General features: G+C 47.3%; 13 protein-coding genes and 1 pseudogene. 9 read left to right on the top strand and 5 right to left on the bottom strand.

The features are described 5' to 3' along the window. Positions 1-10: 10 nt before the first annotated feature. Together ABT58_RS24530 and trpB are read left to right on the top strand one after the other, a co-directional pair. Positions 11-1,603: pseudogene (locus ABT58_RS24530) on the top strand (DUF1501 domain-containing protein); the annotation flags it as partial. Between the two features lie 210 nt (positions 1,604-1,813). Next, positions 1,814-3,052, top strand: a complete 1,239-nt coding sequence (gene trpB / locus ABT58_RS21645) for a tryptophan synthase subunit beta (protein ID WP_047876519.1) — start codon at positions 1,814-1,816, stop codon at positions 3,050-3,052. 149 nt (positions 3,053-3,201) lie between these two features. On the opposite strand, the gene ABT58_RS21640 is transcribed toward trpB, so the two are convergent. The 3 genes from ABT58_RS21640 to ABT58_RS21630 form a co-directional block, all read right to left on the bottom strand. After that, positions 3,202-4,608, bottom strand: coding sequence for a YfcC family protein (locus tag ABT58_RS21640; RefSeq protein ID WP_047876518.1), 1,407 nt, complete (start codon positions 4,606-4,608; stop codon positions 3,202-3,204). Between the two features lie 70 nt (positions 4,609-4,678). After that, positions 4,679-5,788: an NAD/NADP-dependent octopine/nopaline dehydrogenase family protein gene (locus ABT58_RS21635; protein ID WP_047876517.1), complete on the bottom strand. Its 1,110-nt coding sequence runs from the start codon at positions 5,786-5,788 to the stop codon at positions 4,679-4,681. Between the two features lie 205 nt (positions 5,789-5,993). Beyond that, a complete protein-coding gene (locus ABT58_RS21630) occupies positions 5,994-6,917 on the bottom strand; it encodes a LysR family transcriptional regulator (RefSeq protein WP_047876516.1) in 924 nt (307 codons plus the stop codon). Positions 6,918-7,151: 234 nt separating this feature from the next. On the opposite strand from ABT58_RS21630, the gene rlmC reads away from it, so the two are divergent. The 7 genes from rlmC to ABT58_RS21595 all read left to right on the top strand — a co-directional run bounded on the left by rlmC (position 7,152) and on the right by ABT58_RS21595 (position 17,621). Continuing rightward, entirely contained in the window at positions 7,152-8,294 is a 1,143-nt protein-coding gene (gene rlmC, locus ABT58_RS21625; RefSeq protein WP_047876515.1) for a 23S rRNA (uracil(747)-C(5))-methyltransferase RlmC, read from the top strand. Between the two features lie 244 nt (positions 8,295-8,538). Continuing rightward, entirely contained in the window at positions 8,539-9,087 is a 549-nt protein-coding gene (locus ABT58_RS21620; RefSeq protein WP_229821787.1) for an RDD family protein, read from the top strand. Between the two features lie 210 nt (positions 9,088-9,297). Beyond that, a complete protein-coding gene (locus ABT58_RS21615) occupies positions 9,298-10,656 on the top strand; it encodes an alkaline phosphatase (protein WP_047876514.1) in 1,359 nt (452 codons plus the stop codon). Between the two features lie 429 nt (positions 10,657-11,085). Beyond that, positions 11,086-14,433, top strand: coding sequence for a glycosyltransferase family 2 protein (locus ABT58_RS21610; RefSeq protein ID WP_047876513.1), 3,348 nt, complete (start codon positions 11,086-11,088; stop codon positions 14,431-14,433). Between the two features lies 1 nt (position 14,434). Further along, positions 14,435-15,493 (top strand): GTP cyclohydrolase II RibA, encoded by a 1,059-nt coding sequence (gene ribA / locus ABT58_RS23855; protein WP_082211204.1) that lies wholly within the window; start codon positions 14,435-14,437, stop codon positions 15,491-15,493. Between the two features lie 32 nt (positions 15,494-15,525). Next, positions 15,526-16,917: an asparagine synthetase B family protein gene (locus tag ABT58_RS21600; protein WP_158261723.1), complete on the top strand. Its 1,392-nt coding sequence runs from the start codon at positions 15,526-15,528 to the stop codon at positions 16,915-16,917. Continuing rightward, entirely contained in the window at positions 16,914-17,621 is a 708-nt protein-coding gene (locus ABT58_RS21595) for an arylamine N-acetyltransferase family protein (RefSeq protein WP_047876512.1), read from the top strand. The genes ABT58_RS21600 and ABT58_RS21595 overlap by 4 nt, the downstream gene beginning before the upstream one ends. Before the next feature lie 213 nt (positions 17,622-17,834). Here the strand turns inward: ABT58_RS21595 and ABT58_RS21590 are convergent, their stop codons facing one another. Both ABT58_RS21590 and ABT58_RS21585 read right to left on the bottom strand, forming a co-directional pair. Beyond that, entirely contained in the window at positions 17,835-18,533 is a 699-nt protein-coding gene (locus ABT58_RS21590) for a TSCPD domain-containing protein (protein WP_047876511.1), read from the bottom strand. A gap of 20 nt (positions 18,534-18,553) precedes the next feature. Then, a complete protein-coding gene (locus ABT58_RS21585) occupies positions 18,554-20,704 on the bottom strand; it encodes an adenosylcobalamin-dependent ribonucleoside-diphosphate reductase (protein ID WP_047876510.1) in 2,151 nt (716 codons plus the stop codon). Between the last annotated feature and the right edge of the window lie 376 nt (positions 20,705-21,080).

Below are 21,080 nucleotides of genomic sequence, written 5' to 3'. Positions count from 1 at the left end.
TAATTTTTTAAAGGGCACGGCGGCACTGGGGGCGACATCTGTTGCGCCTTCCCTGTCCGGCATGAACATGGCCCACGCAGCAGGCGAAGATTATAAAGCCTTGGTCTGTGTCTTTTTATTTGGCGGCAATGACGCCTACAACATGGTGATCCCTGATGACACGCAAGCGTACAGCGACTATTCAGCAGCGCGCCCGAGTTTGGCGATCGATCGTCAAACCATCGTGCCGCTTAACATCAAAACGAGCAACAACATCCCGCTAGGTCTGCATCCGTCGATGAAGAGCCTGCAGTCCATTTTCGCGACCGAGCAAAAAGCTACGGTGATTGTGAACTCTGGGCAGTTGGTGGAGCCGATTATCGGCCGTAATCAGGATCTGGCGAATTACCCCGAGTTTCTGATGGCGCACAACCTGCAGCAGACCATGTGGCAGTCGGGCGCGGAAAACATGAATAACAAACTGGGTTGGGCCGGGCGCATGGTTGAAAACATGTACCTGCCGGGCAAACTCTCGCCGTTGGTATCCTTGTTTGGTGAGCAGAAGTGGCTACGTAATGCCATTACCGATCCGTTGGTGACCACCAGCTCAGGCGCGGGTGACTATGCGGGCTTGGTGACGTCCGATCGCGTGGAAGCCATGATGCGTCACTTTAATGCTGAGTTTGTGAATCTGTTTGAAGATAACTACTCGTCGACCATGGCGAGCCGTTACTACGAGAATGCGCAACTCGAAGAGGCGTTGGCCTCTGTCGGTGAGTTAACGGGCTTCCCGGAAACCAGCCTGGGTGCGCAACTGCAAACGACGGCGAAAATGATCAAAGCACGCCAGAACAGCGCGATGGGTCACCGTCGTCAGGTGTTCTTTGTTGGTTTGGGCGGTTTTGATACCCACAACGATCAGCTCAATGCGCATGCAGCGTTGTTGACGCAGGTCTCTGATGCCATGGCGGCGTTCTACAACGAAATGAAGAATCAGGGCGTGTCAGACAATGTGACCACCTTCACCATGTCAGATTTTGGCCGTCGTATCATGCCAAATGCGACGGGGACGGATCATGGTTGGGCTGGCCACCAGATCATCATGGGGGGCGCGGTGAAGGGCGGTCGTGCCTACGGCAAATGGCCGGACCTGAAACCGGGCAGTGAGTATGACTATAAAAATGGTCGTTTGATCCCAGAGATCGCCGCTGATCAGGTGAATGCGTCACTGGCTGAGTGGTTCGGTTACGATGCGCCATTGAACACCCTGTTTGCATCATTGGATAAATTTGAACAAAAAACGATCCCATTTATGGTGGGCAGTCTTGAGCCGGAACCGCCGGTAGACCCAGAGCCTCCTGTGGATCCTGAGCCGCCAGTCGACCCAGAACCACCGGTTGATCCGGAACCGCCAGTGGATCCAGAGCCACCTGTTGAACCACCGGTTGATCCGGGTTACCCAAGTTATGTGGCAGGCACGTCGTATAAGCCGGGTGACATTGTGGTCGGCAAAGATAATGCACTGTACCAGTGTAAGCCGTGGCCATTCTCAGGTTGGTGTTCAAGCGGTGGTTATGCGCCGGGTGACAGTTTGTACTGGACGGATGCGTGGACCAAGTTGTAACAACGAAGTGTTCTCTGCACACATGAGCAACATAATATGTCGCCTATGAGGCTGATGTAGCACGTCGTGTTATGAGAAATGAAGGGCGGAGAGTGATCTCCGTCCTTTTTTTTTGTGACGAAATCTGATAACTCTGTTAATGCAATTGAGTGAACCATTCATTGCCCTTACACTCATTAAGTGTACTTATTAACTAGGACAAGGATTGCCATGAAAAATACATTCGAACACGCGATGCCTAATGCAGAGGGCTATTTTGGTGAATACGGCGGAAGCTTCATTCCGGATACGTTGAAAAAAGTGATGGACGATATCACCACCGCTTATGAAGTTTGCCGTCAGGATCCGGCGTTTCATGCTGAATTAGCGCGTTTGTATAAGCATTTTGTGGGGCGTCCTAGTCCGATTTTCCACGCGGAGAATCTATCCCGTAAATACGGGGTGCCTATTTACCTGAAGCGAGAAGATCTTAACCATACTGGTGCACACAAAATTAACCACTGTCTGGGTGAAGCGCTGGTGGCCAAGAAGCTGGGCAAGAAAAAGTTGATTGCAGAAACTGGGGCGGGTCAGCACGGGGTTGCTTTGGCAACAGCAGCAGCACTTGTGGGGTTGGAATGTGATATCTATATGGGTGAAGTCGACATTGCCAAAGAACATCCGAACGTGGTGCGTATGCGTATTTTGGGGGCCAATGTCATTCCTGCCACACACGGACGTAAAACCCTGAAAGAAGCGGTGGATGCTGCGTTTGAAGCGTACATGAAAGATCCGATTGATCAGATTTATGCCATTGGCTCTGTCGTCGGTCCACACCCGTTCCCGATGATGGTGCGGGATTTCCAGTCCATTATTGGCAATGAAGCCCGTATCCAGTTTCAGGAGATGACGGGTGAGTTGCCGAAGAATTTGGTGGCGTGTGTGGGCGGCGGTTCCAATGCCATGGGACTGTTTACTGCGTTCCTTGAGGATGAGGGTGTGGCCATTCACGGGGTGGAACCGGCAGGGCGTTCGCTGACCGAAGTGGGTGAGCACGCGGCTACCTTATCACTGGGTGAGCCGGGGATCATGCATGGATTTAAATCTTACATGCTGAAAGATGAACAGGGGGAACCGCAGGAAGTGTACTCGGTAGCCAGTGGCTTGGATTATCCGGCGGTTGGGCCGCAGCATAGCTATCTAAAAGATACCGGTCGTGTGAATTACGGTACTGCGAATGATGAAGAAGCCATTGATGCCTTCTTTGAGTTGTCGCGCAGTGAAGGGATCATTCCTGCTATCGAATCATCTCACGCGTTGGCGTATGCCTTCAAACTGGCGAAATCCGGAGAGAAAGGCTCGATTTTGATCAACCTTTCTGGCCGTGGTGACAAAGACATCGACTTTGTCGTCAAGCATTATGGGAAAGATTACGGCATTGAATCGTTAGTGGCGCGTGTTGATGAATAAGGTCAATCAATAGCCCTCATCAGAAACAGATAAGGCGGTGAGTGATCACCGCCTTTCTTTTTGATAGGCCGCTTATAAAGGACGCAGAGAGAGTGCGCCTAGAAGGGGGGGCCTAGAATGGACGCGATAGGTGCATTTGGGTGCCAGTGTTAACTGATCACCACACCAATGCTCAACATCACCATGATCATCAATGTCAGCATACCAATCAGTGGGCCAATGAAGCGTAACCATGTGGTGTAGGCGACACGGCCAATAGCAAGGCCGCCCATGACCACGCCGGAGGTTGGCGTTACAAGGTTTGGCAGGCCTGACGCTGACTGGAAAGCGGTCACCACCAAGTCACGGCCGACACCGGCAAAGTCTGCAAGTGGTGCCAGAATCGGCATTGACAGTACTGCCAGGCCAGATGACGACGGTACGACCAAGCACAGCACCGCTTCCACAAAGTAGATGGCATTGATGAAGGCGATTTCATTCAGGCCACCCAGCAGTCCTTCAGCGTAGTTCAAAATGGTATGGGTAATGTTACCGTTATCCATCACGACCACCAGACCACGGGCAATGGCGATGATGAGCGCCACACCCAGCAAATCACGGGCGCCGTTGACGAAACTGTCGGTGATCTCCGCTTCAGATAGGCGCCCCACAAAGCCAATCACGATGCTGGAGCCGATAAACAGGGCAGACAATTCCGCCATCCACCAACCTTTGGCCGATACGCCCCACATCATGACGGCAAACGTCAGGGCGAAAATAGACAGAATGGCCTTGTGGGTGTTTGTCAGCGTCAGGCTGGTTTGTGCTTTGCCATGCAGGAAGTGCTTTACGTTATCTTCGCGCTGGTGGGCCACAATCGAGGTTGAAGGATCACGCTTCACACGCTCGGCATAACGCATCACGTAGATTACGCATAGTAACCAGCCCAGCGCCAAAATCACCGCGCGCAGGGCAAAGCCTTCCATGAAATTAATTTCAGCCGCATTAGACGCAATCACGGTAGCAAACGGGTTGATGGTGGAGCCTAAGCAGCCAATACCGGCACCGACCATGATAATCGCCACGCCGACCACGCTGTCATAACCGGCCGCTATCATCACTGGGATCAACAGGGCATAAAACGGAATGGTTTCTTCAGCCATACCATACACGGTGCCGCCTAGCGCGAATAAGCCCATCAGGATAGGGATCATCCACTTTTCGCGTCCGGCAAGACGTTTCATGGTGCCGGCAATACCCGCATCAATTGCACCCGTTTCGGTGATCACCGCCAGGAAGCCACCAATGACCAGTACAAACACGGCCACATCAATGGCACGAGCGACGTATTCAGAAGGATCATAAAAGCCCTGAATCGGGGCCATAAGGATGTCGATGATACCTTGTGGATTCGCCTCGACGGTTTGGTACGAGCCAACAACCGGCACCATTTTCCCAAGGGTGGCATGGGCTTCCATCTGGTACTGGCCTGCTGGGATCACCCAGGTCAGGATTGCCATCAGCACCGTTAATAGCATCAAAATGGTATAGGCAGAGGGGAACTTGAATTTACTCATAATGCGTATCCTGCTTCTTTTAACAGCGGGTGGGGCATCACGGCCCCACGTGTGTTATGCGTATAACGGTTTATGCCACGAAATCGATAATTTCAGCTGGCGTCAGGTTATCCAGTCCCATCTTCTTCAGGGTGCGCCCGGTACGGAAGTAGTCCGTGTCGTTGTAGGCGTTATCAATGTGCAGACACGACGTGATCATCGGTGTCTCCAGTCCTGCCAGTTGTGCCATTTCGTAACACGGCACCAGCAGGTAAGCCGCATCTTCGGTGATATAGCGGTTACCGGCTGAATTCGGCGCACTGTTGAGCTTGCCGTGGGTCTCTGAAGTACGGTTAACCTCATAGACCGAGGTGCAGTCCATCTCATACAGGGCATTCATCGCCTCCAATTCTGGCTTCAGGGTTAAGCCCAGTGCGTTGCCCACGGCCAGACGTTCTGATTCCATCACCGCTGCAGCTCTGGCGGTTGAGATTGAGCAGCAGTCTTTGTAGTAATTGAACTGACCATCAAAGTTTTCCAGCAAGCCCATGTTCAACGTGGTCAGCAGCGGGTGGCCACCAAAGTTGATGTTCTCCAGACCCGCTTCAATCACATTGCTCAGTGGTGTGAGTGGCAATGGCATCACAGGCTGTAGGGCATCAATAGCCTGTTGAGTACGGTTCGCCGGGAAGGCCGCGACCGGTAAAAACGCTTTCATGCCCAGAATCGCCAATTGTGCCGGACCGACAATGCGGGTTGCCCATGGAATGGAAATCGCATCCACAAAGGTGATATCCAAATGGCCATAGCCTTGCTCATGTTTAATGCGGTTGAGCACCAGTGACCCATAGTTACCCGGCATCAGCATGATGATTTGGCCATCACGCAGGTGCGGTAGCATATCGATGAACAGCGGCTCTTGGGCGAAAGACGGCACTGGGAGTACCAGCAAATCGGCATAGTCCAAGGTGTCTTTCAGATCGCGGCTGACTTTATCGATAGCCTGCTTGCCTGCGTATGTCAGTTCAACATCATTGAAACTTGCCAAGGCTTCAATACCGCCTTGTTGTTCAATATCCGTTAATGGCTGATCAAAGCCGGTTGCCCCATATAAACACACACTCGCGCCGTGTAAGGTGAAGTGGTAAGCCGCTGTTAAACCTGCATTACCTGAGCCGATAACAGAAACACGCGTTGACATAATTATTCCTTTTTATATTGAGTGTTGGGTTGCACTCAGAGTAAGGAGCCAAGGTGCTGTCAGACCAATGATGAACACACAAACAGCCATGCAAAAAAGTTATGCTGGCTGTTTGTTTCCTCTTTAACTTATTGATTGTTAACGTCTAATTGATTGCGTTTTTTCGTGCTTCATTCGCAAGTAAAGTGTGAAGGCACGCAACGTGCTACTCGTTGAGATCCCGCATTGGGCCCAGTTTCAGGTCGATATTCAGGCTATCGGCCAGCAGCATAAATTGCTCAATAAAGCGTTCGGCATGGCGGTGAATGGGTTTCAGGGCCGGGTACAGAATGTCGAACTCAACCGGCAGGCTGAACACCAGCGGTCGCATCACCACTTGTGGGTGTTCACTGTCGATAGCGGCAGTAAACGGGTCAGTAATTGCAATGCCAACACCTTCTCGCACCAGCGCAGCGGCAGTGCTGGCCAGTGACACTTCCACTTGCTCGATGGTCGATAAGCCATAGCGGCGAAGCAGAGTGTCGATTTTGCATTGGGTCGCATCTTTCTCGTGGCGGATCAGCACTTGATTAGCGATGTCATGAATGTCGATTTCTGCCAAGGTAGCTAACGGCGAAGTAACCGGAATGAGGCAGACACACTCGCAAGAGACGCGCTGAGCGTGCACGCCTGCTACGGGGCTATCAACAAACGCAAAACCAATGTCGGTGGTTTGGCTTTGTACGTGCCGGATCACCTCTTCGGAACGGTAGGTTTTTAAGCCGACTTTGAGTTTTGTGGCCTGTTGCAAGAAGGTAGCCAGCACTCGTGGCAGGTAACTGTTCGATAATAGTGGCATTGCGGCAATGTTTAGGCTGCCAAAATGGCGAGAACGAATAGAGAGTGCAGCCTGATCGAGTCCGGATACCGCTTCAAACACTTTAGCCACTTCTAAATAAAAGGCTTGTCCTTCATCGCTGAGTACGAGGCGGTTACCTTTGCGGATGAACAATTTAAATCGTAAGCGTTCTTCTAAGCTGGCGAGTAGGCGACTCACTGCGGGTTGGCTTAAATTCAGGCGTTCAGCAGCGGCGGTGATGGTTTGGCATTCAATGATGGCTTTAAAGGCGTTGAGTTGTGAGAGTTTCATGATATTGCATATAAGGTGATCATGGTGCGAATCTAACTGATTGACGTGACAATTACTTTCAGTCATTGTACGTTTCGTGACATCGCTAATAAGAATATTTCTCGCTATCACCTTTTCTTCGCCTTACCAAAAAATGCCGATAAAAAATATTCATCATATCGATAAATAACTCAAATGGTGATTTTTTGGTAGAATAATAGACTAGCGCCTTTCTCTATTTCGGCAGTTAGACCTATGCAGTGTGCTTTCTATAATCAACAGCAATGCCAATCGTGTGAATACCATGGCATTTCCTATTCGCAGCAAATCGCGCAAAAAGATGAAGCCTTAAAAGCATTATTTAACGATCGTATGCCGGAACAGTGGCTACCTGCTGTCACCAGCGATGAAACCGCCTGCCGTAATAAAGCGAAGATGGTGGTATTAGGTGCCGCGCATGCGCCGATTTTAGGCGCGGATATTCAAAAAGACGGCCAGAGTGAGCCGGTCAGCTTGGTAGATTGTCCTTTGTACACGGAAGACATGCAGGCGCTGTTGGCGTATCTGCAAGACTGGATCCGTGTATCGGGTATTCCGCCCTACAACAAGAACAAGAAAAAAGGCGAACTGAAATACATTTTGCTGACCCGCAGTGCGCACCACGGTGAGTTTATGCTGCGTTTTGTGATGCGCAGTCGCGATGCCGTTACGCGTATCGAAAACAACCTTGAGCGACTGCTTACCGCATTCCCAAGTATTAAAGTGGTCTCTGTGAACCTGCAACCGGTGCACATGGCACGTTTGGAAGGGGATGAAGAGTTCTTCCTGACTGAATCCCATTCACTGATTGAGCAGTTCAATGATGTGCCGATGGTGATTCGTCCGAAGAGTTTCTTCCAGACCAACCCGAAAGTGGCGGCGCAGTTGTACGCAACAGCCCGCGAGTGGGTGCGTGAAATCGGCCCTGAGAAAATGTGGGACTTGTTCTGTGGTGTCGGTGGCTTTGCATTGCATTGTGCCAGTGAGCAGACGGCCGTGACCGGTATCGAGATTGAGCCAGAAGCGATTGCCAGTGCGAAGCGTTCTGCAGAAGCCATGGGTATTACCAACCTGGACTTTGATGCGTTGGATTCCGCCAAGTTCTCGTTGATGCATAACAGCGCGCCTGAACTGGTACTGGTTAACCCGCCGCGTCGTGGCTTGGGCAAAGCCTTGACGGAGCAGCTGGTGGAGCTGGCGCCGAAACACATTATCTACTCCAGCTGCAACCCGCATACACTGAAAGCGGATTTGGACGGTATGCCAAACTACCAAGCGAAGCGCCTGCAGTGGTTTGATATGTTCCCGCATACCGAACACGCAGAAGTGATGGTATTGCTTGAGCATAAAGCGGAGTAATCCATTCTTATCCCCATAAGGATAATTATTCGCGTGTTATTGTGATCATGTAAATTGTGATCACGTAAAACGGCTTCATTGTCACCGAGTAGGTATGACGATGAAGCCGTTTTTCTTTATTGCGCGTGATTGCATATGGCGTTCGAAGGTGGTACGTTCTGCGGGCAAAAATCAGCTTGTAGCAAGTGGATAAAACAGACGCGAATAAACAGCGTTATGCAAACCGCCAACAAGGAGCGTTGATATGCGGATTGAACCCAAATTAACGGATATAGAAGTGGCAGATGAAGGCGCAGAGCCGTCAATGTCGACACTGAAACAAAGCGAGAGGTTTGATCCTGAGCAGGGGACGGACTCAAGAATGAATCTACATGCACAAGCGCCTCATGGTGCATCGGCATTCTCTCCGCGACGTTATCTTGCCAGCCCCGGTCGTCGTTATGTCGGCCAGATGTTGGATGCCATTGTAGCCTTTGCCATTATTTTTACGTTGTTCGCAATGGGTGAGGCGCTGGCGCTTGAACAACACCACATTGATATTATGGCGTTGGGCAGCGGTGCCCTGTATTGGATTTTTGCTGACGCATTGCCACGGGGACAAAGCCTGGGTAAGCGTGTGCTGAGCATGGCTGTGATTGATAAAGACACAGGGGCGTATTGTTCATTGTGGCAATCTTTCCTTCGAAACATCCTGACGCCGATAATTGGTGTTATCGATGCCATCTTCATTTTGGGCCGCAAGCGTCAACGTTTAGGGGATTTAGCGGCCAATACCATTGTGATCAAATACTGACTGAGAAAGCTGCATTCAGAGACAACAGCTGTAGGCAGCAGATCGTGGTTATGTGGATGCATAGCCACGGTTTTACAGCATCAGTGTAGAGTTTCTTACACACTCACCATTGATCTTACACTTTCTCCGCTGGCATGATTGAACACAACTGTGAAACGTTCAACATGAAGGGTTCAACGGATTTGAACCGGGTTGCCAAGGAGGCACGTCATGCCATCATTTTCTCGCTCATTGTTAGCCCGCTCATTGGGGCTATCATCGCTGTGTGTTTCTGCACTTTTGCCTGTTATGTCGTTCGCCGCGCAGGCTACGCCGCCGAATATTATCATGGTGGTGGGGGATGGCATGGGGCCGGTACACACGTCCGCATTTCGTTATTTCCATGATGATCCGGCCACGCCACAGGTAGAGTCGACGGTGTTTGATCGCCATTTTGTCGGGCGCAGCAGTACCTATCCGGCCTTGTCGCAAGGGCTTGTTACCGACAGTGCCGCATCTGGTACTGCCTTGGCTTCGGGCCACAAAACCTACAATGGTGCCATTGGGCTTGATAACGACCAGCAACCCGTGGAAAGCGTACTGGAATACGCGAAAGCTGTAGGCAAATCGACCGGGCTGGTGGTCACCTCGCAAATCAATCACGCTACGCCAGCCAGTTATGTGGCGCATGTGCCGCAGCGCCGTATGTATAACGAGATTGCAGACAGCTATTTCGATGCCAAGATTGATGACCAGTTTAAGGTCAATGTCATGCTGGGTGGCGGTTGGCAGTACTTCATTAGAGACGATCGCAATCTCGTTGAAGAGTTTCAGCAAGCGGGGTATCAGTACATCGACAGCTACGCACAACTGGCAACGATCGATAATCACAATGTATTGGGACTTTTCGCTGACAGAGGCCTGCCTGCTGCCTTAGATGAAGCCAACCCTGATCGGTTAAAAGATATGGTACAAGCGGCGGTCTCGCGTTTAGAAACGAATGATAAAGGCTTTTTCCTGCTGGTGGAGGGGTCACAAATTGATTGGGCCAGCCATGCGAATGATGTGGCCTCGACCATGGCTGAAATGGACGATTTACACCGTGCTTTGTTGTGGCTGGAAACCTATGTGAGTCAACACCCCAATACCTTGGTGGTTGTTACGGCTGATCACAATACCGGTGGTATGACGATGGGAGAGCGTGCAGGCGGCTACCGCTGGGAACCGGCTTATTTGCGCCAATTGTCGGCCTCACCACGTACCATAGCCGTGACCCATGCCGAGCAAACGTGGGAGCCTGCTTCATTGAATCAGCAGTTGGGTTTCACACTGACGAAAGAGGAAATGGCGGTCTTGCAACCGGCGCATAAGGAGGGGGCAAAAGCGTTTTATCAAGCCATCAAGCAAGTGGTGGATCAACGTACCAATACCGGTTGGACAACAGGCGGCCATACCGGGGTGGATGTGCCAGTCTTTGCCTTTGGGCAAGGCAAAGAGCAGTTCATTGGGCAAATGGATAACACCGATATTGCCAAGAAGCTGTTTGCGATGCTGGGTAGAGCGCCAGAGAACGAGAGCAATAAGCCGTAACGCGGCAGGAATAAGACATATAGCATCAACCCGAAAAGTAACTAAAAACACGAATGCTATCGGGAAATATGGTACTCATTAATTTAATATGGTATGTATGGTCGTGATTATAAATAAGTACTTATTTCTTGGAGGAAATCGAAATGATTTTCATGGCCAAATATTTATATAAAATGAATTTTATGCGGAAAAACATCATATTAAGTAATGTCGACTGTGTGAAAATTTGAATGGTATAGGGTTGTGCAATTTGTGTTGCTGCAAAATAAGTTTGTGATTCTGATTCGATAAGTGGTTAATGTATTCTGTCAAACTTGACAAGTGTTTTTTATAAGCAGACTATTTATAGATAATTAACAACGTTATACTAGCTTGGTAACTATAATTATTGAAGTGCTAACTAGTCATTCTGGAGCAACGGAGTTTAGTTTGAATGCTCATCAATTAGCCGTTATTATTGCAACAAAGAATAGAACTGAATTATTAAAAGATCGAGCAATTCGTTCAGTTATTAATCAAACGATAGTTCCGAATTACGTCATTGTTGTCGATGATTCCTCAGTAGAAGATCGTAAAAAAAATAAAGCAATTGTCGATGATCTATCAGAAGCTGATTTCCAAATTAAATATTTGATAAATCAACGAACTCCTGGTGCTAGTGGAGCGTGGAATACGGCTATCGATTATCTATGCACTCAGCGTAGCAAAAATATGGATTCTTTGTTTCTTGCATTCCTTGATGATGATGATGAATGGCATCCAAGCTATTTAGAGAAATGCTTAGCCGTCGCAAGTGAAAATCAGTGTAATATGGTGGCTGTAGGGTTCTACCGATTTGAAGGAAATGGCCGGAGTTATATCAAGTGCTTACCTCCTAAATCGTTAAGAGAAGACCAATTTTTACGGGGTAATCCTGGTATTCAAGGTTCTAACCTGTTTTTATCACTCGATATCATGCTGATGGTAGGTGGTTTTGATGAGCATCTATGCAGCTGCACTGATCGTGATTTGTGCATACGTCTCTGTGAATTAGAAGCGATCCGCTACCTCAGCATAAATGACTCACTGTTAAATCATTATGCAGATAATGATCGCCAGCGGCTTAGTACACCAAACTCACCAGCTAAGAAAAAAGGTTTGTCAGCATTTTGGTTGAAGTATCATGGGCGTATGAGTAACTCGCAGCGTAAAGCATTTCTTAATCGTGCGCAGAGTCTATTTAACTGGGAACCAGAAACATCATCGGAAATAGAATCAAAGCCTGCAATTCAAATAGCGTTAACACTTGGTATTGAGTTAGGATGTATTTCGTTTAGTAAGTTAAGTCAAGTAATCGAGCGAATTCACCAAGTAGGCCAACAGCATCTAGTTGGTTTTAACCTAGTCTTAACTGCAATTCAAGATGTAAACTTGAACGAATTAAGCGCGTTTCTTGAATTTGTGAGACAGCAGGGAATCACTTGCTACAATTTATGCGCTCAGCAAACATGTATTGAGACGGCTACTGCTTTTGTAGCCAAAGAGAACATCGGTCATAGCGCATGGGTATTAAGAGATTGGCCGCTGCAAGGGCAACCATATTGTAAAAACAAAAATGTTATTTCAGTACTATTGACAGAATTAGGTGCTCGTCAGATGTGCGACGACAGCCTTAATGAGCAGCTCAAAAAGGAGCAAACAGAACTAGTTCATAAAATAACACAGTGCCGAACTGACGAAGCCCGTGCTCGTATCAATAAGTTATTTTGTATCGATACGGACGATCTGCAGCTACTTGGTATTGGCTCTGAAGCCATTGTGATGACTGACGGTAAACGTGTTTTTAAGTGTATAGATTACTGGAAAACGCGTATACCGGCTGAGCAAATCAAGCTTTTACAACAGGACGGTTCACAATGGCGTGATCTGCCAGGATTATATGCCCTTGATGAAGTCGTTTCAGATGGTAAAAACTTAGTTCTCACTTACCCCTATGAGGTGAGCATCCCTTACCAAGGTGGCTACTGTGAACAAGTGATTAACTTACTTCATAGTTGCAGTAAAGTGGGTATTGTATGCAATAACATTCATCCGAAAAACTTGATCAAAACCCAGAATGAAGTGAAGTTGATTGATTATGGTTCGGATATTCGGCCATGGAGTGAGTTGGGTTTCGAACACATGGTGCGGCGCGCTTATCTGAGTATTCATCATGCGGATCATCCATGTCTTAAGTTCTTAATGCGTCAATCGTTGCATACCACAAATATGCCGGAGATGGAGGGCTATCAAGCGTTTCGTCAACGATTAACCGGTATTGACTATAACCTGAAGCTAGCACAGCAAGTCAGGTTGCCCCTAGCTCCGCTAGCAGAACTGTCGGCACCTTTTTCATTAACTATTGGTGTGATTACAGGTGATGCCCATAAATTATTACCATTGCTTAACAGTATTGCCGAACTTTCTCAGTGTAGTTATTTATCAGAGGTAAACACTATTGTTTTGTGTAATGGTTGTTCAGCGAGCTCTTTGACAGCTGTTTTTGAAGATAGCAAGCGGCCACTCGGCAATGTGCGAATAATTACCGAGGAACAACAAATAGAAGACTCTGAAAGAGGTTTATTTGGTTTAGGCTTCGCTAACCGTCAGAGGGGGCAAGTGGGTATAGCACATGCACGCAGTATGTTGCAAAAGTACGTAGGGTTAATATGCGAAGCGAATCCGGATAGCATTGCTTGGATTCTTGATGATGACATGCGCCTAGATGCGCGTGCAAAGCAGTACCTTCCTTGGTTACCAAGGTTTAAACAAGAGGGTATTGATGTTGTGATTGGGCAATATCAGGGTTCCTCACCCAATCCACCATTAAATGGCCTACGTGGTCAGTTGGTAGATCTGCTGCATAATTTACGTTGGCTAGATACACTATCAAGTAATATTGAACTGCCTGACCGCAGTGGAGAAAACACAATACTTCGAAATAAGTACCCTGATTATTACTACGATTTATCTCGTAAACATTCGGGACATTTAGAAGTTCCATTTTGGCTTGAACCTGCTTACAAAGGCGAAACTGTAGCGGAAGCTCGTGCACGCTTGTTTGCTCATGCTCCGTTGTTAGTCACAGGCTTCCCACTTACTCGGAGTATAATTCCGGAATGCTTTTCATACTCCCTGATGGCAATGAAAGACACGGTCAATCGTGGTGGTAATACCTTTGTATTAAATCCTAAGGCGTTAACACAAACACCTAACTTAATCCCTAAAATTAATGGCCGTGAAGCACGCCGTTCAGATATGGTTTGGGCAATGGTTAATAAGCATTATCGTCGGCTAAGTATTAAAAGTGCCCCTTTTCCTGTGCAACACACTGGTCGTGTGCAAAACGAGAAAATTTTAGACTTAGAGAAGGTACAGGATGAGATTATGGGATCAGCTCTGTATGCAGGTTTGCAAAATTTTCTACTTGCAAAAGAACAGCATAATCTGGTTTTTACCCCTGCTGAAATTACCAATGTTTGGAAAGCTACTAGGGCTGCACGCAACACTCGTCTTGCACGTTTAAAACATAGTTTCTATCGAATCAATGGCTTGGCACAAGCATTATCAAAATTTCCAGAACTTACGGAGCTGTGTGAATACCTTACTCGCTCCTTTAACTCTGCCACGATTGCAACACTCGAAGCTCAGGTTAAGCAAATGAACGAGCACCATATTTATGAGTTTTTAAATCAAATAGTGCCGCAGAGTACTAGCTTTGCAAATGCACACCAGCAAACTGTTGAGATATTAGAATAAAATGCCTTATATAAATTACTGCGAACTACCTACACCTCATGGCACATTTAGAATGTATGATACTGGTAACGAATTGCTACGAGTGGTTACTTTTGGTGATATAAATAAGCTAGGAAGTAAGCCAATGGTGCGATTACATTCCTCATGCTTAGCTTCAGAAGTCTTTGAAGCGCGAGATTGCGACTGCGCAGACCAATTGCGCGAAGCCATGAAATCCATGGCACACGACGGAAGCGGCATAATTTTTCATTTGCATCAAGAAGGGCGTGGCCAAGGTCTGTCAAAGAAGATTCAAGCAGTATATAAAATGCAGACCGAAGCATTAGATACCGCTGAATCATTCCAAGCTATGGGCTTAGAACAAGATATTCGTGACTATACGCCAGCTATCAAAGTGCTAAAAAAAATGGCAATAGAACAAGTTCGTCTAGTGTCAAACAACCCGCGAAAACGACGTGCACTGGAAGAGGCTGGTATCGCAGTAGAGGTGGTTAATACTCACCCACAAGTGCGTCCCGAAAATGCAGATTACTTACAGAGTAAGAATGACAAATTAGGACACTGCTTGCCCTTGGGCCTTGAACATGACAATACTAGCTCAATCCACTTTTATCATTCCGATCAAACGTGGGGGGAGTTTTCCAACTTTTCACAACATGCTGTTTATCTGCAGGGTAAAATTTGGCGTACAACTGAGCACTTTTACCAAGCACAAAAGTTTAGTGAGCCAGTATTACAAGAGCGAATTCGTTCAGCAGTAACCCCAATATTAGCTAAACAAATTGCTCAACAACTGGAATCACAGTATCTCAAGGCTAATTGGTACGATGTAAAAGAAAAGGTTATGTGGCAAGCACTTGCAGCGAAGTTTACCCAGCACCCTGAACTCAAAGAGTTATTATTATCTACGCAGCAACGTAATATAGCCGAACATACACGTAATGACAGCTATTGGGGTGACGCCGGGGACGGTACAGGATTAAACCGACTAGGTAATTTGTTAGTGCAATTACGCAGCGAGTTACTGAATAATAAAGAACCACAACTATGTGCGGAATAGCGTTACTTTATGGTGACACTGCGGAGCAAAGCATGTCAGCCACTCTCGCTCGACTTTCTCATCGTGGGCCAGATGATCAGTACTGCTGGGTAAGCAATCAATTAGTTATTGGCTTTGTACGTTTGGCGATTAATGATGAAAGTATCGCTGGTCGTCAGCCATACAAAGCTGGTGATTTAATAGGGGCATTTAATGGCGAGATATATAATGCAGATGCACTTATTAAACATCACAACCTAACCCTAAATTGTCAATGTGATACACATGTTATTACACCGCTATTTACGAAATTAGGTACTCACGTACTAGCTGAGTTAGACGGGTTTTACTCAGGGATTATCTATGAACGTGAGACGCATACTCTTTACTTATTGCGCGACCATATGGGTAAAAAACCACTATTTTATGGTCGCGACAGCAATAACCTATTTGTTGTAAGTGAACTTAAAGCCTTGCAAAACATTGAATGGTTCGAGCAAGTACCACTTGGTATTAGCCAGTTAGATTTAACCACTGGAAAGCTAACACAAATAGCAGTACATCAACTACCAGCCAACACTACGTCCAGTCTGGCTGTAGCGATGGAACAAGCGGTTATTAAGCGTTTGCCAAAACAGCCGTTTGGTGTTTTCTTGAGTGGTGGCTTGGATAGCTCGATTATTGCGGCATTAGCTCATCAATACCGCCAGGACATCACTTATTTTGTCCTTGGCGATCCTGATAGTTCTGATGTCGCAATGGTTAATCATCTTGTTCAGTTCTTAGGGTTAAAACAAGTTCACTACATTCCATTGCCAACTGAGCAAGAGTTACCAGCATTGATTGCCAAAGTGCTTTACACAACGGAGAGCTACAACCCATCGATCATAAGCAACGGCTTGGCGACTTATTTATTAGCAGAAGCTGTAAATAAGGAGGGATTAAAGGTCGTACTAACGGGTGAGGGTGCTGACGAACTATTTGCTGGGTACCATGAGCATCTATTAGAACAAGAATGGCAATCAATCCGTACAAAACTAATAACCGACATGTGCTTTACTGAGCTTCGCCGGCTAGATATGTGCAGTATGGCGCATAGTATTGAGGTTCGATGTCCATTTTTAGATCGTGCGGTTAAGCAGATAGCGGATACTTTGGAACACAAAAAGTTCTATTCGAATGGTCGTAATAAGGTAGCTCTTAGGGATACATTTGGTCACTTATTACCTACTGAAATAGCTATTCGAAAAAAAACATCATTTGATGTAGGTAGTGGCATACGTAAGTTGGTAGTGACCTATTTAACCCGAAATGGAAATATGGAAATGGTCGAACTTAAGAAAATTTGGGAACAGTTATTTACTCACGATGTGGATAATACTTATTTTTTTAGCTACCCAACATTTGATGCCGTTATTGCAAAACGCGGGGATACTCACAGGTGACAGTACAATTAGCTCAAAAAATATTGTTTGATAAATTCAAGCAAGAACCATTTCATAACCTTTACTTACTCAATAATGTGCGGCCCACCACAACAGCATATGGAGGCACTTGCTCAGACAAAACATTGAGTTATTTAGAGGCAGGTAGAGCTGCCGGCCTTGATGTTCACTTACATTCTGCTCGTATTGACGGACAAGAAATCCACCGGTTGGTAAGGCTTGAAATTGGCCACCAACGTTATTTTGCTGATATCGGTAATGGTTGGCCATCTATTCAACTGTTTCCAGCAGAAAACCCTATTGTGTATGAATGCTACGGAATGCGCTATAGAACTGAAATAGTAAACGGTGTCATCACTGTTTACCATTTCAAACATGGTGTCGAAAAGAAACAAATGGAAATAGATATTGCGGAAAAACCAGAAGCTGAAATCCGGCAAGGTATAGCTAACCGTTTTTCTACCGATATAACTTACCCGTTTAGCAATCAGTTACGATTCTCGATGGTTGTTGGTCATCGATTTTTATTTATTCGTGACACTCAGTTAGAGATATACAGCCATAGTGGTTATAAGGAAATACATAATGTAAGTAAAAGCAATTTATCAAAATTTATAAAAGAACACTTTGACTATGATATAAAGCCAATTGAGTTTGATATTATAAACGCAAGTTGTATTAATGAATTAGATGTCGATAATTGATTTACCTAGAGCATTAATATTGCTTTGTTGTACCTCTGAATAACATATATTGGTTAGTGAATTTTCTTATCAAATAAGGATTAAGGCGTTGCGCAGTCAGAGGGTGTTCATAGATATGTCTTCGCTGATACAGGATTTTGAACACTACCAGAACCAACAAAAAAGCTGCCGAAGCAGCTTTTTTATTATCGGTACAGGCTCACTTGGTCGGACTTAACCGCACTTCGAATCGCCGCAGTTCAGGCAGGTCTGGCAGCCGTCTTTGACGATCACGGATTTGTTGTGGCACTTGTAGCAAAGTGTCGCACTCGGTGGAAAGTTACCGCCGGTTTCTTCTTCCGCTGCTGGCTCTGGTTTGCCCGCCAGTTCCGCCTTTTTCGCTTCCAGAAACGCTTGCTGGTGGGCATCCACTTCCGGTTTGCCCAGCATGCCGATCTCTGTCAGGTGCTGTTCAATCACGTTACCGATTTCTGCGATCAGAGAAGGGACGTACTTGCCTTTGTTCCAGTAGCCACCGCGTGGATCGAATACCGAGCGGAGTTCTTCAACCAGGAACGTGCAATCGCCGCCTTTACGGAATACCGCCGACATAATGCGCGTCAGTGCCACAATCCACTGGTAGTGTTCAAGGCTCTTTGAGTTGATGAACACTTCAAACGGACGGCGGGTTTCATGCTCCGTGCCTTCGTTCAATACCACATCGTTAATGGTGATGAACAATGAGTGCTCTGAAATGTGCTCCGGCGTTTTCAGCTTATAGGTAGTTCCCAGCAGCTTTTCCGGGCGCGGCATGTCTTCGTGCATGTGCTGCACTTCAACTTCCGGCGTTGCGGGTGCGGCTGGCTGCGCAGTTTCTTGTTCTTGGCTTTTTACTTTGAATGCAACGATTTTGCCGTCAATCTTTTTGACCATGAGTGTATGACCTATATACCTTAAAATTTACCGTAGTAGCCTTCTTTCAGGGCATCGTAGAGGTTAGCCGCAGTGTGCGTTTCGCCATCATACTCAATTTCTTCGTTGCCCTTCGCTTCAAAGGTGGAACCGTCTTCCAGTGTGAACACGTACGTGGTGTTTTCCAGATCTTTTTCCTTCACCAAGACGCCCTGGAACACTTCCGGGTTGAAACGGAATGTGGTGCAGCCTTTCAGGCCTTTGTCGTAGGCATCCATGTAGATGTCTTTGAAATCTTCAAACGGGAAGTCTGTTGGGACGTTCGCGGTTTTCGAGATCGATGAGTCAATCCAGCGTTGTGCTGCTGCTTGCACTTCTACGTGCTGGCTTGGGGTAATGTCGTCTGCCGTGATGAAGTATTCCGGTAGGCGGGTCGCTTCGTCGGTGCTGTATGGCATCGCCAGTTCGTTCACCAATTCACGGTAAGCTAACAGCTCAAAGCTGTATACATCCACGCTTTCTTTGGTTTTCTTGCCCGGCACAATCACGTTACGGGTGTAGTGATGGGCAAAGCTTGGCTCAATCCCGTTACTCGCATTGTTCGCCAGTGACAGAGAAATCGTCCCGGTTGGCGCAATCGAACTATGGTGCGTAAAGCGGCCGCCGTGTTTCGCCAGTTTGTCGACAAGTTCTGGCTCAATCTCGGCCACTTGCTGCATGTAACGGCTGTATTTGGCGTGCAGCACTTTACCTTTCACCTTGTCGCCCAGTTTGATGCCGTCTTGGGCCATTTCTGGACGCAGGCGTAACATTTTTGCTGTGATCTCGAACTCTTCGTTCATGATCGGAGCAACGCCTTTTTCTTTTGCCAGGCTCAGCGATTCTTTCCAGCCGGTGATCGCCATTTCTTGCGCCACTTGCTCGGTGAACGCCACAGAGGCCGCACTGCCGTATTTGTGTTGCAGCATGGTGATGGTAGAGCCTAAGCCCAAAAAGCCCATACCGTGACGACGTTTGTGTTCGATTTCATGGCGCTGTTTTTCCAGCGGCAGCTGGTTGATTTCCACCACGTTGTCCAACATACGGGTAAAGATAGCCACTACGCGGCGGAAGCTGTCCCAATCAAACGAGGCATCATTGGTAAATGGCTGACGAACAAATTTCGTTAGGTTAATGGAGCCCAACAAACATGCACCGTATGGTGGTAGTGGTTGCTCACCACATGGGTTGGTCGCGCGAATGTCTTCACAGAACCAGTTGTTGTTCATCTGGTTCACTTTGTCGATCAGAATGAAGCCCGGCTCAGCGTAGTCATAGGTGGATGTCATGATCACATTCCACAGGTTACGTGCAGGCATGGTGCGGTATACCTTACACGCGACACGGCCTTCGCTGTCTTCAATCAGTTCTTGTTTGGTTGGCCAGTCTGCCCACACGATGGTGTCATCGTTGTCGAGATCGACCTTGTCCTGCTTGGCTTCTTTGGCTGTGATAGGGAACAGCAGTTGCCACGGAGCATCGTTTTTCACCGCTTCAATGAAGTCTTCCGTGATCAGCAGTGACAGGTTGAATTGGCGTAAGCGGCCATCTTCACGCTTAGCGCGAATGAAATCGATAATGTCAGGATGGCGGATATCCATCGTACCCATCTGTGCGCCACGACGACCACCGGCAGAGGAGACGGTGAAACACATTTTGTCGTAGATATCCATGAACGACATAGGGCCAGATGTGTAAGCACCGGCACCCGATACGAATGCCCCACGTGGACGCAGGGTAGAGAAGTCGTAGCCGATACCACAACCAGCTTTCAGGGTCAGGCCTGCTTCGTGCACTTTGCCCAGAATGTCATCCATTGAATCTTCAATGGTGCCAGAAACGGTACAGTTGATGGTTGAGGTGGCAGGTTTGTGTTCAAACGCACCCGCATTAGAGGTAATACGACCCGCTGGGATAGCACCGTTACGCAGTGCCCACAGGAATTCGTTGTACCAGTGTTCTTTGACGTCTTCTTGTTCTAGATCGGCCAGTGCGCGTGCAACGCGTTGGAACGTGTCATCTAGCGTGATATCAATCGCGTCTCCATGCTTTGATTTCAGTCGATACTTGCTGTCCCAGATCTCCATAGAGGTCGATTGGTATGCAATATCAATTGCTTGAGATACTTCCGAAGCCGTTGGAGTTTTCGCCATTATGCATGCACCTTAATTAATGTCGTGTGTGTTGCCTTTTTCCAATCGCCACTGTTCATAACAAACTGTTTTATATTGGGTTCACGTTGTTGAGCGTGAAAGACGTGAACGAGGCAAGCCGCAGATCAAACCACTAACCCTGATGATCTTCAAGTCTTGACAGAGAGATAATTATGGCATGTAACCAAATGATAAATGAGATAACGCTGGATAGATTGATTGGTTGTATTCGGCAGATTGGCATGGAATCTGAGGGGGTAGGCGGTGAAAAAAAAGCAGCCACAGAGGGCTAATGCCGTTCACTTAAGGTGAACGGCATTGTTTTTTCTTGGGTATCTACAGGGTTTTTTCTTAACAACCCTTGGGAAGGATCGCT

Source organism: Photobacterium aphoticum, assembly GCF_001029435.1.
Classification (GTDB): domain Bacteria; phylum Pseudomonadota; class Gammaproteobacteria; order Enterobacterales; family Vibrionaceae; genus Photobacterium; species Photobacterium aphoticum.
Note: the sequence above shows the minus strand (reverse complement) of the source record. Positions and strands in the feature narration are given on the sequence as shown.